The following is a 14523-nucleotide window of genomic DNA, read 5'->3' as shown; positions in this document are numbered from 1 at the left end:
AGTTTGTAAAATCGTTGGCCACGGATCGCTCCTGAGCCGTGCGGCTGACTGGGGCCCCGTTTTACGGAAGTACGCTCGCCGGACACTTCCCATCCGCTACCAGCTTCGCCCGGTAGCTGTGACCATGTTCGGCGCGCCAGGCATCTGCGGCAGCCCTGCCATTTGTCCGTAAGCGGTTTTTGTATTCCGTTTCCATGGCGCGCCGCTCGGGCCCTGGCCCGGAATCGGCGAAACAGCGGGGGGAAATGGAAGCGGCTGACGAGTTACCATCTGCGATGTCGCCCGAGATCTTGTTGGCCATGACGCTGGTTACAGCATTGCCCATAGGTATCGGATCAGTCGGCGCATATTGGCCAAACGCCGGCACGGCGCTGGAGAAAAGAACCGTTACACTGAGTATGCCAAGACCGGTGCGTCTCACTGCCATGAAAATCCTGTTCTGCAGCAGGCACGATAGACCCGGCCATGATGAACGTCCAATTTATCCCGAGACGAGTTGACCACCATCCGGGGTCGACGGGATGTCCATCGAATGATCCAAGACGAAGAGGAAGGTCCCATGAACTCTTGCCACGTCGTGCTGTCCGGTTGCTCAAGCGGCGGGAAATCGACGCTTCTGGCAGAACTAGGGCGCAGGGGCTTTGCGATCGTGCCCGAACCGGGTCGCCGCATCGTCGAGGAAGAGCTGCGAGGCGACGGGAGCGCGCTCCCCTGGGTCGATCTGAAGGCCTTCGCCAATCGGGCGTTGAGCCTAGCAGGTAACGACAGGCACGATGTGCCAGAGGAGGCCGGCTGGGTCTTTTTCGACCGCGGTCTCGTGGACGCAGCGGTCGCGCTGCAACATGCGACGGGACGAGCTGCCGCCGGGTTGCTGACAGCGTATCGGCGCTATCATAAACGCGTATTTCTGGCGCCTCCTTGGCCCGAAATCTTCGAGACAGATGGCGAGCGTCGCCACAGTCTAGCGGAGGCGAGCGCCGAGTACGATCGCCTGCTGAAGACCTACCGCGAATTGGATTATGAAACAGTCATCCTGCCAAAGGTGAGCGTCGAAGAACGAGCCGATTTCGTTCTTCGAACGCTTCGCTGATCGCGCCGAGAATGCGCTGACGTTGGTTCTCTGGATGGACACCAGACGGGAAGGTGGCCGGTTACACCATGTCGTCATCATCGCGACTGTATCCAAACAGCTCGCCGGGCACACAAACACCTCGACCTTTACGCGTCATTCCCGCTACGCAGGCGGCTATTGGTTCAGGACGGTGATGGGGTTAGGCTTCCGGATGCTCTTTACAGATTGCGATGCCCTGATTTTTGATAGCGACGGTGTGCTGGTCAATTCGGAGGTGATCAACATCGCTGTCGAGCAGGAGTATCTTGCCGAACTCGGGCTCACGTATGATTACGCTACTTATGTTTCCCGGTTCGTTGGCCTGGCGAATTCGGATTTCCATGCGCAACTTGCGGCGGATTTCAACGAGCACGTCGGGGGTGAATTTCCGCAGGACTTTGGTTCGCAGTTGGATGAACGCATCTGGCCTAGGATCGAGGCCGAACTGAAGCCGCTCGACGGCGTGGAAAAACTGGTGGCTGCATTTGGCGGGCGCGTGGCCGTCGGTTCTTCGGCTTCAATCGATAAGCTCGTTCAAAAACTGGAACTTACCAAGCTCGAGCGTTTGTTCGCCCCACACATCTATTCAGCCGATCACGTTCAGCGAGGAAAGCCAGCACCCGACCTTTTTCTTTACGCCGCGAGCCAGATCGATGTGCAGCCTGAGCGGTGCATTGTCATAGAGGACAGCGTGAATGGGGTGCTGGCAGCGCGAGCAGCGAACATGACGGCTATCGGGTTTGTCGGCGGGGGGCATGCGGATTCCGGACTGGCCGAGCGTTTGAAAGCCAGCGGAGCTGCAACGGTGGTTTCCAGCCACGCCGAGATTCTGGGAATGCTCTGACCGCCGCGTCAAAGACGGATCGTCCTTCCGTCCTCAGGCGGTTGGCGGTTCGTCCTTTACCACTTCGTCCCTGTCTTCCAGCGCCAGCCCGTGTTTCAGCAGCATCGGGATCTGGGTAAAGGTGAAGATGAAGCTGAGCGGCATGAACACCCACAGCTTCGCCCAGAGCCAGCTTTCGAAGGTGAGCTGCATGCGCAGCACCTCGTTCAGGACGGCCATGAAAACGAAGAAGAAGCCCCAGTTGCGCGACAGCTTGAGCCAGCCCTGGTGGTCGACACCTTCGAAGGCCGCTTCCAGCAGGATCTGCAACAGTGCCTTGCCGCGGAGCCACCCGCCGATCAGCAGGGCGCCAAACAGGAGATAGATGGCGGTTGGCTTGATCTGGATGAACTTTTCATCCTGCAGCCAGATGGTCAGCCCACCGAAGCCCACTATCAGTGTCGTAGAGAGGATCAGCATCGGGCTGACATGGCCGAATTTCAGCTTGCTGAAGACCAGCGCCACGACGGCTGCGACCATGAAGGCGATCGTGCCGTAGATCACTGCCGCGATCTCGCCGAAGGTCGATGTCTCGGGGGGCTGGTAAAACTTGTAGACGCCGAGGAACACCAGCAGCGGGCCGTAATCGACGAGGATGTTGAGCCAGCCGGATTTGGGCTTGGGTTTAGCTTGTTCGTTCATCAGGCCACTCCTGCGATCACGCGCGCCACAAGATCGGGATCGAAGGGGCGCAGATCGTCGATCTTTTCGCCGACACCGATCGCGTGGATGGGCAAGCCGTATTGTTCGGCCGCCTGCACCAGCACGCCGCCGCGCGCCGTGCCGTCGAGCTTGGTCATGACGAGGCCGGTGACGCCTGCAACCTCCTTGAACACGTCGATCTGGGACAGGGCGTTCTGGCCGTTGGTGGCATCGAGCACCAGTACGACGTCATGCGGCGCTTCGGGATTGAGGCGGCCGAGGACTTTCCTGATCTTGGCGAGTTCGTCCATCAGTTCGCGCTTGTTCTGGAGGCGGCCCGCCGTATCGACGATCAGCACGTCGGTGCCGATCTCGGTCGCCTTCTTTACCGCATCGAACACGATCGAGGCCGGGTCGCCGCCCTCCGGTCCGCGCACGAGCGGCACGCCGACCCGCTCCGCCCAGGTCTGCAGCTGACCGATGGCCGCCGCGCGGAAGGTGTCGCCCGCCGCCAGCATCACGGCGTAATCGTCTTCCTGGAAGAGGTGTGCGAGCTTGGCGATGGTCGTCGTCTTGCCGCTGCCGTTCACGCCGATTATCAGCAGTACCTGCGGGCGGGGAAAGGCGGTGATTTCGAGCGGTATGGCGACGGGGCGCAGGATAGCGGCGATTTCCTCTGCCACCGCTTCCTTCAGCTCCCGCTCCGTAATTTCGAGGCCGAAGCGCTTTTCGCGCAGCTTTTCGCGAATACGCGCGGCTGCCGACGGGCCGAGGTCGGAGAGGATCAGTGCATCCTCGACATCGTCCAGCGTGGCATCGTCCAGCCGCGCAGTGCCCACCACCTCGGTCAGGTTGCTCGTCAGTTTTTCGGAGGTCTTGCGGAAGCCCCCGAACAGCCGGTCGGTCCAGCTTTGCTTGTCACTCATTGCAGAAGGCCATTCTCGAAACGTGTCGGCGATACGGTGATCACGCTGCCGGCGGGTGTGCCTTCGGGTACGGATACCCGGGCGAAATGCGGCGTGTAGCCGGTCCCGTCGCGTTCGGCGAGGACGGCGTGCGGATTTTCGACGAGCGATGCAAGCCATACGTCGCGCGTAGAGCTGGCCAAGGCACGCAATTCGGCGGCACGGCGCTTGACCGTTTGACGCTCGACCTGCGGCATGCGGGCGGCAGGCGTGCCGGGGCGGGGCGAATAGGGAAAGATGTGGCCATGCACGATGCCGAGTTCCCGGATGATCGACAGGTTGGCCGCGTGATGGTCTTCGGTTTCGGTGGGGAAACCGGCAATCAGATCCGCGCCGATGGCGCAATCTGGGCGGAGGCCCTTGAGCCGCGTGACGAGGTCCATCGCATCGCGGCGCAAGTGCCGGCGCTTCATGCGCTTTAGGATCAGATCGTGACCGTGCTGCAGCGAGAGGTGAAGATGCGGCATGAGACGCTGTTCATGGGCGAACAGTTCGAACAGCTGCGGATCGATTTCCACCCCGTCGAGCGACGACATCCGCAGCCGCTGAAGGGTCGGAAAGCGATCCAGCACTGCGCCCACCAGTTGGCCGAGAGGCGGCGTATCGGGCAGGTCGTGGCCCCATGACGTGACGTCCACGCCGGTCAGCACGACTTCGGGCGCGCCGTGGTCGAGATGCCGTTCCACCTCGGCCAGAACCTCGGTGATCGTCAGCGAGCGGCTGGGCCCGCGTCCCTGCGGAATGACGCAGAAGGTGCAGGCGTGGTCGCAGCCGTTCTGTACTGCGATAAAGGCGCGGGTGCGATCCTGCGGGGCCGGGGCTGCATCGGCCGGGACGTTCCAGGCGCGTGCATCAAGCTTGGCCGTATTGGCAACAAGCCCGTCGACCTCGGGCATGGCGGAAAGCTGAACACGCTCGATATCGGCAGCGCAACCGGTAACCAGCAGGCGGGCATCGGGATTGGCGCGACGCGCGCGGCGGATCGCCTGCCGTGTCTGGCGTACCGCCTCGCTGGTCACTGCGCAGCTGTTGACGACCACCAGGTCCTGCTCCCCGGCCAGCATGGCGCGGATCTGCTCGCTTTCGGAAATGTTGAGACGGCATCCGAGTGAAATGACCTGCGCTTCGCTCACGTGAAATCATCCCATTCGAAGCTTCCGCGATAAGCTTCCGTGGCGGGACCGGTCATGCGGATGCGGTTGTCTTCGCCCCAGGCAATGGTGAGATCGCCGCCGGGCAGGGTCACGGTGACCTCGCGTTCGACCAGCCCGCGACGCATGGCGTGGACGGCGGTTGCGCAGGCACCAGTACCGCAAGCCTGTGTAAGTCCGGCGCCGCGTTCCCAGACGCGCAGGCGGATGTGGCCGCGGTTTTCAATGGTCGCGACATTGACGTTTACACGCTCGGGAAAGAGCGGATCATTCTCGATTTCCGGACCCAGCACATCGAGCGGCACGGCACCGCAGTCCTCGACGAAAAATACTACGTGCGGGTTGCCGACATTGACCGCGCCGGGCTGGTCGAGGCCATCCCAGCCGACCGGCATCGCAGCCGTGTCCATGCCATAGGCAAGCGGGATCGCGTCCCATTCGAAACGGGGTTCACCCATATCGACACTGGCGCCGCCTGCCGCCGGTTCGATGCGGATTGTGCCACCTGCCGTTTCAACATCTGCTGGCGCGCCATGGAGGAGGGCAACGGCGCGGCTGGCGTTGCCACAGGCTCCGACCTCGCTGCCATCCTGATTGAAGATCCGCATGCGGAAATCGGCAGCACTGCTTGGCTGCAGAAGGATCAGTTGATCGCACCCGATCCCGGTGCGACGGTCGGCGAGTGCGCGCGCGATGCTGCCATCGATTTGCGGCAAGTCCTTTGCGCGAGCATCAAGCACGACAAAGTCATTGCCCAGTCCATGCATTTTGGTGAAATCGACGCGCATCGTGCGGCGCATCTATGCATTTGGCGCCGCAGCGTCCAGTGCATGCGTCAGACGGCGCGAGTGCCGCCTTCGCGCCCGGGCTGACGCTTGCCGAAATCAACCTCCGTCACATTGGCTGGCAGATCCTTGGCGAGGAGATCCTGCTCCTCCAGCCGGCGGAGAACGTCGGCAGCCGGTTCAGGTCGCCCATAGTGGTACCCCTGGCCCTTCATTTTCCCCATCCGCTTCAGCGTTTCGAGAATGATCTCGTTCTCGATGCCTTCGGCCGTCACCGGGAGTTTGAGCCCATCGCTCATGGCTAGAATGGCATCGACCAGCTTGGCGCCATTTTCCTCGTTCTTGAGTTCGGCAATGAATGCACGGTCGATCTTGAGATTGTCGAACGGGAGGCTGCGTAGCTGGGCCAGACTGGAATAGCCGGTTCCGAAATCATCGAGACTGATATGGACGCCCTGATTGCGCAGAGAGGTGATCATCGAACGCACCATGCCGACATTTTCCAGTAGGCAACTTTCGGTGATTTCGATGACTAGGCGATTGGCGGGGAAATTATGCTGCACAAGTAGCTTGAGCAGTTTCTGCGCAAACCAGGGATCCCGCATCTGGACGGGCGATATGTTCACCGACAGGGTCAGGCTTGCGTCCCATGCGAGCGCGTCCTGGAAAGCCTGCGCAATAAGTTTCTCGCTCATCTCGCCGATGACCGCGATGTCTTCGGCAATCGGAATGAAAATGTCTGGCCCAACCAGGCCCATCTCGGGCGATTCCCAACGTGCAAGCATTTCGAAGCCGACAATTCTTCCGGTTTCGAGATCGATCTGCTGTTCGTAATAGGGACGAAATTCGCCGTTCACGATGCCGCGGCGGATGCCGGCCTCCAGTTCGTTGCGGAAACGGAGTTCATTTTCCATTGACGGTTCGAACCAGTAGAAGCGGTTCTTTCCCTGCTTCTTGGCGTGGTACATGGCGATATCCGCCTTGTGCATCAGGCTTTGAGCAGAGGTGGTGCCATTGCGCATATCGTCCAGTTGCCGGCTGGATGCGATACCGATCGAAATGGTGATATCGATCGTTGCTGTTCCGCACTTCACCGGGCGCGCAACCTGTTCGGCCATCCGGGCGGTTAGCTGATCGACCCGATCGGGGACCTCAGGGTGATAGGGCACGACGCATACGAACTCATCCCCACCGAGCCGCGCGAGGATCGCCCCGTCCGGTAGCAGGCGATCGATCCGATCGGCCGTATTGCGCAGAACCTCGTCGCCCGCCTGGTGTCCATACAGGTCGTTGACCTGCTTGAAGTTGTCGAGGTCGAGGGCGATTGCGGCAAGTGCATGTTCGCGCCTTTCCAGATGCGTCAGCCGATCGCCGAGCAGTGTCGTAAAGCTGCGGCGATTGAAGCAGCCGGTGAGATGATCGATGTCGGCGAGCCTTCGTGCCTCTTCTTCGGATTTCCGGCGTGCCTTGAGTTCGGCAGAAAGCGATTTGTAGCGCTGCCATCCCAGAAGGATGAGCGCCACATTGAGCAACAAGGCGTTGGTGAGGGCCACATCCGGAGATGCTGCTTCGCCATTCCACGCCTTGAACAGCGCGGGCAGAACGACGCCTGCCGTGCCCACGAAGAGGATAACGGCGGCAAGAGCGATGCCAAGAGAGACGAAATCGCGTTCACCGACGCCAGTCTTCTGCCGGGCAGAGCCAGGTCGACGATCGATTTCAGATGAGGTCTCGACGACCAATGCCACCCCCTGGCGTCCGGTTACGTTTCCCCAAATATACTCATTGCACCTAAGAACCGGTTAATTGCCGGGCACGACGGGAAGGCGGGTGGCAATACTGTGCATGGATCGCTAACCGCGGCGCCAAGGCGAAAAAATGGAGAATACCCGCGATGCGCTACTGGCTGATGAAATCCGAACCCTTCAAATATAGCTGGGACGATCTTGTTAGCGAGGGCGAAGGTACATGGGACGGGGTGCGCAACCACCGGGCCAAGAACAATCTCGCCGCGATGGAGGTGGGGGATCAAGCGTTCTTCTACCACTCGCGCGAAGGGCTGGAGATTGTCGGCATATGTGAAGTCAGCGTGGCCGGAATCACCGACCCGACCGATCCAGAAGGAAAGTGGGCTGCGGTAAAGGTGAAGCCCAAGAGCAAATTGCCATGCCCGGTGACCCTGAAGCAGGTGAAGGCCGAGCCGAAACTGGCCGATTGCGAGCTCGTGAAATATTCGCGGCTATCGGTGGCGGAAATCAAGGCCGACGAGTGGTCGATAATCTGTTCGATGGCTGGCATCTGATCTTCGTCGCAACCCCGGTTCGCTTGGTCGCGAGGGCGAGGAACGTAATTCGCTAGCAGATCGTTATGTCCCTGTAGCCGCGCGATTATCCGCGCGATCGAAAAGGAGACGTATCATGGGTGAACTTACAGACAAAATCAAAGGTAGCGCAAACGAAGCAGCCGGCAATGTAAAGCAGGCCGTTGGCAAAGCGACCGACAACGAGAGTATGGTTGTCGATGGCAAGACCCAGGAACGCAAGGGCGAAGCCCAGCAGGTCAAGGGCAAGGTCAAGGGCGCTTTGGGCGACGATGTCTGACGATAGCGTTACGCTGAGATAACAGCGAGGAAGGCCACCTCCCCAACCGGGGCGGTGGCCTTTTCTTTTTGGTCAGCGATTGCGAAGAGCGCTGACGCTTGCTCCGCTGGCGGCAAGCTGCTCGATGTCGATGGTGCAGTGAATAAGGCGGAGACCATTCCGTCCATGTGCCGCAGCAAGTGCATCCTTGAATTCATCCGTCGTCGCTGCCTTGGCCGACCAGCTGCCATAGGCAGCCGCCAAGGCGGCAAAATCCGGATTGACCAAGCGCGTGGCGCTGATCCGGTCTTCGCCAGGGAATTCGCGTTCCTGATGCATCCGGATGGTGCCGTACGCGGAATTGTCCACCACGATCACGATCATGTTCGCATCATGCTGTACTGCGGTCGCAAGCTCCTGCCCGTTCATCAGAAAATCGCCGTCACCAGCCACCGCGACAACCGTTCGCTGAGGAAACCGCAAGGCAGCAGCGACTGCGGCCGGAACGCCGTAACCCATGGCGCCGCAGGTGGGAGCGAGCTGTGTAGGGAACCCCCCGTAGCGCCAGTAACGGTGCCACCAGCCCGAGAAATTGCCGGCACCGTTACAAATGATCGTATCTGCGGGGAGGGTGTCGCGCATGAATTGCACGGCCTGACCCATATCCAACGTATGGCCGTTGGGATGCGCCGTAGCCCATTCCTCCCATTCGGCGTGGGCCTGCATTCCGGCATCGAAATCGATAGCCTCACCATCATCCCAGAGTGCCGCGCTCTCGGCAAACTCGTCCATCGAGGCGCAGATTGCCAGATCGGCTGGATAAACGCTGTTAAGCTCGTTCGCATCCGGGTGGACATGAACCAGCTTGCGATCGCCATCGATCAGCGGGGGTACGGTATAGCCATCCGTCGTCGCTTCCCCGAGCCGCGCACCGATCGCGAGTATCAGATCGGCGTTCCTGACGCGTTCGACAAGCTTCGGACTGGGGCCGTAGCCGAGGTTTCCGGCATAAACCTTACTTGAACTTGAGATTGCATCCTGCCGACGGAAAGCCGTTGCAACGGGAATGCCCAAACGCTCTGCGAAGATCTGGAAATGTTCGCGAGCCTTGGTGTTCCAGCCGGCTCCACCAATGATCGCAATGGGCGAGGCGGCATCCGCGATCATTGCGATCATCGCCTGCATGGCATCGGGGCAGGGGGCCTGCGCCGAGCGTTCCACCCGCGGGCGCGGCTTTGCGGACGTATCCCGGCCCAGCATGTCTTCGGGAAGAGCAAGGACGACGGGGCCAGGCCGACCCGAAACCGCCATGGCATAGGCGCGCGCGACATATTCCGGAATGCGATCCGCCGAATCGATCCGCGCAGCCCATTTGGCGATCGGGCCGAAGAAGGCCGCGAAATCGACTTCCTGAAACCCTTCGCGGTCGCGCATCTCGCTATCCACATCGCCGACGAACAGGATCATCGGCTGGGAATCCTGCATGGCCACGTGAACGCCGATGCTGGCATTGGTCGCGCCGGGACCGCGGGTCACAAAGGCGACACCCGGGCGGCCCGTCATCGCCCCGTCGGCGCAGGCCATGAAAGAAACCCCGCCTTCCTGCCGACACGTTACGACGTCGATGGTGCTTTGTTGGCCCAGCCCGTCGAGAACCTGCAGGAAGCTTTCGCCGGGAACCGTGAAGACCCGGTCGCAGCCCTGTTCGATCAGGCAATCGACAAGAAGCTGGGCGGCTTGCGGAGTGTTAGGTGCTTTCATGTCACTGCGGTTAGCCCGCGTAGGTTGCGCGCGCAATCGCGCCAAACATGGTTAATTTCCGGCAAACCGTTTCAACGGGGGACGGCGCTTATCTGACCGGAGACCAAATGGTTAAAAAAGCATTAATCCCGCATGATGAGACGCGCACTTGTATTGACGAGCGAAGGATCGCGGCACTGGTTCAGAGCCAGCCTCCCGCAGCGCCGTGCCGCATTTGCCGATATTCCGGCGAACACGCCAATCGATTGGCGGCTGACAGCAGACGATGTGCGCGGGGTGGCAACGACCTATTTCGCGACGGTCGCAGCCGTGCTCGCGTTTATCGTCTAAATTGCGCCGGCGGCGATTTCCGCCGCTTCGTTCTCGGCCGCGATCAGTCTCTTGGCGAGCCACGCGGAGAACAGGCACATGGCGGCGCACAGAAGAATCTGTTCTGTGATCGGGACACCGACAGCGCTCAGTGCCATGGCCAGAAGCGATCCGCCCACCATAGCACCCGAATTCACGATATTGTTCGCCGCAATGGTCCGCGATGCCTTGTCCGGTGATACACGCGTGGTCAGAAAGGCGTATAGCGGGACTACGAACATGCCGCCTGCCACTGAAATGCCGAGCAGGCACAGCATAAGCAAAGACGCCATGGGCCACGCGATGAACTCGCCCACGTCCAGCAAGTCCGCCGGCTGGTCCGCTTCCCACAGTTTGGCGACAACGTAAAAGGCGACCACGAAGATGCCCATCACTATGACCGACGCTGGAGAATAGCGCGCCGATACTTTGCCTTTGAGCAGCGCGTTCACCGCCACTGACCCTATTGCGACGCCAATCGAAAATACCACAAGGAAGAGACTGGCTACTTCCGGACTGGCCATGATCGTGTTCTTTGCCAGTGGCGGAAACTGGATGAACAGCACGGCGCCGATCGTCCAGAAGAAGCTTATGGCAAGGATCGCGTAATAGACTTCCGCATTGTGCATCGTGTCCCGCACCAGCTTCACCGATGCGCGAAGGACATGCCAGTCGAGCTTTTCGATTTCGCCAAGAGGCGGTGCGGGGGGGATCTGGCGGCTGATCATGTAACCGATACACGAGACTACGATGATCCCCATCGCGGCCCACCCGGTATAGTCGACCGCCAGGGGACCTGCCAGGATCGTACCCATCAGGATGGCGATGTAAGTACCAGCCTCGACCAGTCCGGTCCCGGCTAGTACTTCGTCCTTCTTCAGATGCTGCGGCAGGATTGCATATTTGATGGGGCCAAGGAAAGTGGACTGCACGCCGGTCAGGAATAGCGCGAGCAGGAGCAGCGGGATCGCCACCGTGTGAACCATTATCCCGCGCCATGCCATGTACAGGCCTGCGGCCCCGATCATCATGAGCCCGATCTCGCACATCTTTACCGTGCGGATGATCTTTGCCTTGTCGCGCATGTCGGCCAGTTGTCCGGCGAGCGCGGAGAGAATGAAAAACGGGAGGATGAACAAGGCGGAAGCCAGACTGCTGAAGCTGGATTCGGTCGTTTCGTCGTTATAAACCGCATAGACGACGAACAGGACCATAGTGGTCTTGTAGAGATTGTCGTTGAATGCGTTGAACAACTGCGTGACGAAGAGCGGCAGAAACCGTCGGCGGCGCAGCAAATGCGTGGCTGTAAACATGACCCCCCGGGTAGAAACCCATTCTTGCACTGCTGTGTAGTCCTATCGCGCCAGCGGACAAGGCCATTCGGCGGCTTTTGCGATGCACCGATTGCCGCTAGAGCGGAGTGGTAATGCTCAATCTGCCGAACATCCTCACCCTGTCACGAATCATGGCCATTCCGCTGCTTGCTTGGTTCCTGTGGTGGCCGGGATGGGAGATGGGCTATCTGATCGCCTTCGCGCTGTACTGCCTCATGGGGATTACCGACTATTTCGACGGCTATCTCGCGCGGACCAGCGGGACGGTATCGAAGCTGGGTATCTTTCTCGACCCGATTGCCGACAAGATCATGGTCGCTGCCGTCATATTGGTCCTGGCGGCGCAGGGTGTTCTGAACGGGCCCTATGTTGGCGACATGCATGTCGTCGCGGGACTTATCATCCTCATGCGCGAGATTGCGGTATCGGGCCTGCGCGAGTTTCTGGGACCTCTGCAGGTATCCGTTCCGGTGAGTAAACTGGCGAAATGGAAGACGACGTTCCAAATGGTCTCGCTCGGAGCTCTGATACTCGGGGAAGGGTTGCCCCGCTGGACGATGATGATCGGCGCAGTCGATGCGAACATTCCGCACACCGTTGGGCTGGTGACGCTATGGGGGGCAGCGGTGCTGACGGTCATAACGGGCTGGGACTATCTGCGGGTTGGCCTGAAGCACATGGACTGAAGCTCCCGGAGCGGGGGACGGAACTGACGGACGCAGTCACCTCTGCGGGCAAATTTCTTTGCCATCGCGCCGCAAGAATGCTGGCGTAACTCCGCAGGCTCTCTAGGTAACAGACGAACTGCAAATTTCGGAGACGGCGCCAAGACGCCTGCTTTCATGGCCCTACTGATTTTCTACGTTTCGCTCGCGCTGATCGTATCGTTCTTCTGTTCATTACTGGAGTCATCGCTGCTGACGATAACTCCGTCCAGCGTTCGCTCCGCGGAAGAACGCGGCGCGAAGTGGGCCGCGAAAATGAAAGGGCTGAAAGACGACGTCGAGCGCCCGCTTGCTGCGATCCTGACGTTAAACACCGTGGCGCACACTATGGGGGCAGCGGGGGCGGGCGCGCAGTATGCCGCGCTCTACGGAGCGGGACGGGAAGCTGTTTTCGCCGGTGTCCTGACCGTGGCGGTTCTGGTGGTGACAGAGATCATCCCCAAAACCATTGGTGCGCGTTATGCGACCAGCCTGGCACCGTTCACAGCTTCCCTGCTGCCCGTGCTGATCACTGCGCTCGCGCCACTGGTGTGGGCGTCACGGCAGATCACGCGACTGATAACATCCGGCAAGCCCGCGGATCCGCCTCAGCACCGTGACGAACTGCTGGCTATCGCCAGTCTGGGGCAAGCTTCCGGCCAGATCGATAAGGTCGAAGTGCGGTTTATGAAAAATCTTATCCAGCTCAACGCGGTCAAGACTTCGGATATCATGACGCCGCGCACGGTCGTTTTCAGTCTGAGCAAGTCGGATGATCTTGGCAAATGGGCGGAAAAGGTCAGCGCCTCGCCCTACAGCCGCATTCCGGTTCTCGATGGGGAGAGCGACAAGCCGAGCGGCTTCGTGTTGAAAAGCGATCTGCTTGTGTGCCTCGCGAAAGGCGAAGCGCAGTGCGATATCGACGGTATCATCAGGTCGCTGCCAGGTGTCCTCGACGAAGTGCCGGTGAACAAGCTGTTTCATCGCATGGTCACCGATCACAACCATATTCTGGCCGTGCTCGACGAATATGGCACTTTCGTAGGCTTGGTAACACTGGAGGATGTGCTCGAAACCATTTTCGGCTTCGAGATTGTCGACGAGCTCGACGAAAAACCGGATCTGCAGGAGTACGCCCGCGAGTTGGCGCGCCGCCGCAACACGGAACGCGCAATGCCCGATGGGTTGACGCCAGACTAACGCTCGAGGTCTGGCTCGCCGCTACAAGGCCGTCGGATGTCTAGTTGCGGCGTCCCAAAAGGCGCTTCGCCCTCGAGCGGAGGGAAGCGGGTTCATTGGATTTGGCGCTAACTAACACCTCGCCGAGATATGTATTTGGCTTTGGTGTCTGGTCGGAGACCGAGACGAGATTTCGGAGGGCCAGCTGGCCCAGCGCCTCATCGGAGAAGGCCGGGGTGTAATAGATACAATCGTCGAAGAAATAATGGGTGACCTGCGACCATCGCGTGAGCGTGGGATCGGTTTGACGGCTACCACCATGCAACAGGTTTGCGGTCCAAATTAACGCTTGCCCTTTGCGGGCCAGAAACGGTTCTTGCTTTTTGTCGTGTGTCTCGCACAGGGCTTGCCATGCGTCGGCGTAGGGTGCCTGCGCAGAGTGCAGGTCACTGCCATAACCGCGTCGACCGATCATGGCGTTCGAGATAATCGGCCATCGATGTGATCCGCGCACATAGAAAAGTGGCCCCGCTTCGGCAGCAATGTCTTCCATTGCCAGCCATACGCCGCACATGAATCGCTCGGGAAGGCTGGAAAAGTGCACTGAATCCGCATGGGGCGCCTGTTGAGTTCCGACCGGAAAATTCAAAGTCTGAAAGGGAAAGGCACGACGGCCATAGAGTTTGGACAACAAATCGAGAATAGCGGGATTTGATGCGATGGCATGCACATCTTCGTCAGTTGTCCACGCATCCTGAACCCGTCGCTCGCCCTTGGTCTTGTCGGCTCCAGGATCGTCAAGTGGGATGCCGAAACCGGGACCCAGATTGCTTTTGATACGGTCGATCCGCGCGTCGATATCAGGGTCGGGAAAATCGATGACTCCGAAACCATCGGTATTCAACTGCCGAGCCAATGTCTTTTCCTGGTCGGAAAAGCCCGCAAGGTCCTCGCTGTCAAAGATCGGCGATTCGATCAAAGGCACACCGGGGAATAGCGCTGCCGTTTTCGTATCGGGAAGGGTAGTCAGATCTGCCACTCGAAGCTGCCTTTTTGTATCGCTGCCGACCTGCCAACAGGC

At 59.9% G+C, this 14523-nt stretch carries 16 protein-coding genes; 7 read left to right on the top strand and 9 right to left on the bottom strand.

Annotation, left to right across the window (positions count from 1 at the left end; translation table 11 throughout):
- Positions 1-61: 61 nt before the first annotated feature.
- Complete coding sequence (locus tag KYK83_RS14270) at positions 62-427, bottom strand: hypothetical protein (RefSeq protein ID WP_222828767.1); 366 nt, start codon at positions 425-427, stop codon at positions 62-64.
- A 132-nt stretch (positions 428-559) separates the two neighbouring features.
- Between KYK83_RS14270 and KYK83_RS14265 the strand changes: the two genes are divergently transcribed.
- Together KYK83_RS14265 and KYK83_RS14260 are read left to right on the top strand one after the other, a co-directional pair.
- Positions 560-1090 (top strand): AAA family ATPase, encoded by a 531-nt coding sequence (locus tag KYK83_RS14265; RefSeq protein ID WP_248284484.1) that lies wholly within the window; start codon positions 560-562, stop codon positions 1088-1090.
- Positions 1091-1112: 22 nt separating this feature from the next.
- Positions 1113-1955: an HAD family hydrolase gene (locus KYK83_RS14260; RefSeq protein WP_248284483.1), complete on the top strand. Its 843-nt coding sequence runs from the start codon at positions 1113-1115 to the stop codon at positions 1953-1955.
- Positions 1956-1988: 33 nt separating this feature from the next.
- Here KYK83_RS14260 and KYK83_RS14255 read toward each other — a convergent pair whose 3' ends face one another.
- The 5 genes from KYK83_RS14255 to KYK83_RS14235 are packed head-to-tail and all read right to left on the bottom strand — an operon-like array spanning position 1989 to position 7279.
- Positions 1989-2636 (bottom strand): inner membrane-spanning protein YciB, encoded by a 648-nt coding sequence (locus KYK83_RS14255; RefSeq protein WP_103023519.1) that lies wholly within the window; start codon positions 2634-2636, stop codon positions 1989-1991.
- Positions 2636-3562 (bottom strand): signal recognition particle-docking protein FtsY, encoded by a 927-nt coding sequence (gene ftsY / locus KYK83_RS14250; RefSeq protein WP_222828765.1) that lies wholly within the window; start codon positions 3560-3562, stop codon positions 2636-2638. Before ftsY ends, KYK83_RS14255 begins: the two co-directional genes overlap by 1 nt.
- A complete protein-coding gene (locus tag KYK83_RS14245; RefSeq protein ID WP_222828764.1) occupies positions 3559-4734 on the bottom strand; it encodes a MiaB/RimO family radical SAM methylthiotransferase in 1176 nt (391 codons plus the stop codon). The genes ftsY and KYK83_RS14245 overlap by 4 nt, the downstream gene beginning before the upstream one ends.
- Positions 4731-5540: a diaminopimelate epimerase gene (dapF, locus tag KYK83_RS14240; protein ID WP_222828812.1), complete on the bottom strand. Its 810-nt coding sequence runs from the start codon at positions 5538-5540 to the stop codon at positions 4731-4733. The genes KYK83_RS14245 and dapF overlap by 4 nt, the downstream gene beginning before the upstream one ends.
- A gap of 47 nt (positions 5541-5587) precedes the next feature.
- The gene (locus tag KYK83_RS14235; protein WP_234003129.1) at positions 5588-7279 is read right to left on the bottom strand and encodes a putative bifunctional diguanylate cyclase/phosphodiesterase; all 1692 of its coding nucleotides are present in this window, start codon (positions 7277-7279) and stop codon (positions 5588-5590) included.
- Positions 7280-7431: 152 nt separating this feature from the next.
- Here KYK83_RS14235 and KYK83_RS14230 point away from each other — a divergent pair, with 152 nt between their 5' ends.
- The gene (locus KYK83_RS14230) at positions 7432-7839 is read left to right on the top strand and encodes an EVE domain-containing protein (RefSeq protein ID WP_103023522.1); all 408 of its coding nucleotides are present in this window, start codon (positions 7432-7434) and stop codon (positions 7837-7839) included.
- Positions 7840-7954: 115 nt separating this feature from the next.
- Positions 7955-8137 carry a CsbD family protein gene (locus KYK83_RS14225; protein ID WP_222828763.1) on the top strand — a complete coding sequence of 61 codons (183 nt, stop codon included), beginning with the start codon at positions 7955-7957 and terminating at the stop codon, positions 8135-8137.
- Positions 8138-8209: 72 nt separating this feature from the next.
- Here KYK83_RS14225 and KYK83_RS14220 read toward each other — a convergent pair whose 3' ends face one another.
- Positions 8210-9877, bottom strand: a complete 1668-nt coding sequence (locus tag KYK83_RS14220; RefSeq protein ID WP_222828762.1) for a thiamine pyrophosphate-binding protein — start codon at positions 9875-9877, stop codon at positions 8210-8212.
- A 132-nt stretch (positions 9878-10009) separates the two neighbouring features.
- On the opposite strand from KYK83_RS14220, the gene KYK83_RS14215 reads away from it, so the two are divergent.
- Positions 10010-10207 (top strand): hypothetical protein, encoded by a 198-nt coding sequence (locus tag KYK83_RS14215; RefSeq protein WP_103023525.1) that lies wholly within the window; start codon positions 10010-10012, stop codon positions 10205-10207.
- Here KYK83_RS14215 and KYK83_RS14210 read toward each other — a convergent pair.
- Positions 10204-11538, bottom strand: coding sequence for an MFS transporter (locus tag KYK83_RS14210; protein WP_222828761.1), 1335 nt, complete (start codon positions 11536-11538; stop codon positions 10204-10206). The two genes, KYK83_RS14215 and KYK83_RS14210, sit on opposite strands and share 4 nt — an antisense overlap.
- Positions 11539-11651: 113 nt before the next feature.
- Between KYK83_RS14210 and pgsA the strand changes: the two genes are divergently transcribed.
- Both pgsA and KYK83_RS14200 read left to right on the top strand, forming a co-directional pair.
- On the top strand, positions 11652-12245 hold the full coding sequence (gene pgsA, locus KYK83_RS14205; RefSeq protein ID WP_103023527.1) for a CDP-diacylglycerol--glycerol-3-phosphate 3-phosphatidyltransferase: 594 nt from the start codon (positions 11652-11654) through the stop codon (positions 12243-12245).
- A 156-nt stretch (positions 12246-12401) separates the two neighbouring features.
- Positions 12402-13463, top strand: a complete 1062-nt coding sequence (locus KYK83_RS14200) for a CNNM domain-containing protein (RefSeq protein WP_222828760.1) — start codon at positions 12402-12404, stop codon at positions 13461-13463.
- Positions 13464-13503: 40 nt separating this feature from the next.
- Here KYK83_RS14200 and KYK83_RS14195 read toward each other — a convergent pair whose 3' ends face one another.
- Complete coding sequence (locus KYK83_RS14195) at positions 13504-14481, bottom strand: phytanoyl-CoA dioxygenase family protein (RefSeq protein ID WP_346729474.1); 978 nt, start codon at positions 14479-14481, stop codon at positions 13504-13506.
- Positions 14482-14523: the final 42 nt, after the last annotated feature.

Origin of the sequence: Qipengyuania pacifica (genome assembly GCF_019857205.1) — a bacterium.
GTDB classification, from domain to species: domain Bacteria; phylum Pseudomonadota; class Alphaproteobacteria; order Sphingomonadales; family Sphingomonadaceae; genus Qipengyuania; species Qipengyuania pacifica.
This window is presented reverse-complemented; position numbering and strand designations above follow the sequence as displayed.

Excerpts from the sequence above, each read along its gene's own strand:
- ftsY (WP_222828765.1), bottom strand. The coding sequence starts at position 3,562 with ATGAGTGACAAGCAAAGCTGGACCGACCGGCTGTTCGGGGGCTTCCGC.
- dapF (WP_222828812.1), bottom strand. The coding sequence starts at position 5,540 with ATGCGCGTCGATTTCACCAAAATGCATGGACTGGGCAATGACTTTGTC.
- KYK83_RS14220 (WP_222828762.1), bottom strand. The coding sequence starts at position 9,877 with ATGAAAGCACCTAACACTCCGCAAGCCGCCCAGCTTCTTGTCGATTGC.
- KYK83_RS14255 (WP_103023519.1), bottom strand. The coding sequence starts at position 2,636 with ATGAACGAACAAGCTAAACCCAAGCCCAAATCCGGCTGGCTCAACATC.
- KYK83_RS14210 (WP_222828761.1), bottom strand. The coding sequence starts at position 11,538 with ATGTTTACAGCCACGCATTTGCTGCGCCGCCGACGGTTTCTGCCGCTC.
- KYK83_RS14265 (WP_248284484.1), top strand. The coding sequence starts at position 560 with ATGAACTCTTGCCACGTCGTGCTGTCCGGTTGCTCAAGCGGCGGGAAA.
- KYK83_RS14200 (WP_222828760.1), top strand. The coding sequence starts at position 12,402 with ATGGCCCTACTGATTTTCTACGTTTCGCTCGCGCTGATCGTATCGTTC.
- KYK83_RS14225 (WP_222828763.1), top strand. The coding sequence starts at position 7,955 with ATGGGTGAACTTACAGACAAAATCAAAGGTAGCGCAAACGAAGCAGCC.
- KYK83_RS14230 (WP_103023522.1), top strand. The coding sequence starts at position 7,432 with ATGCGCTACTGGCTGATGAAATCCGAACCCTTCAAATATAGCTGGGAC.
- KYK83_RS14270 (WP_222828767.1), bottom strand. The coding sequence starts at position 427 with ATGGCAGTGAGACGCACCGGTCTTGGCATACTCAGTGTAACGGTTCTT.
- KYK83_RS14215 (WP_103023525.1), top strand. The coding sequence starts at position 10,010 with ATGATGAGACGCGCACTTGTATTGACGAGCGAAGGATCGCGGCACTGG.
- pgsA (WP_103023527.1), top strand. The coding sequence starts at position 11,652 with ATGCTCAATCTGCCGAACATCCTCACCCTGTCACGAATCATGGCCATT.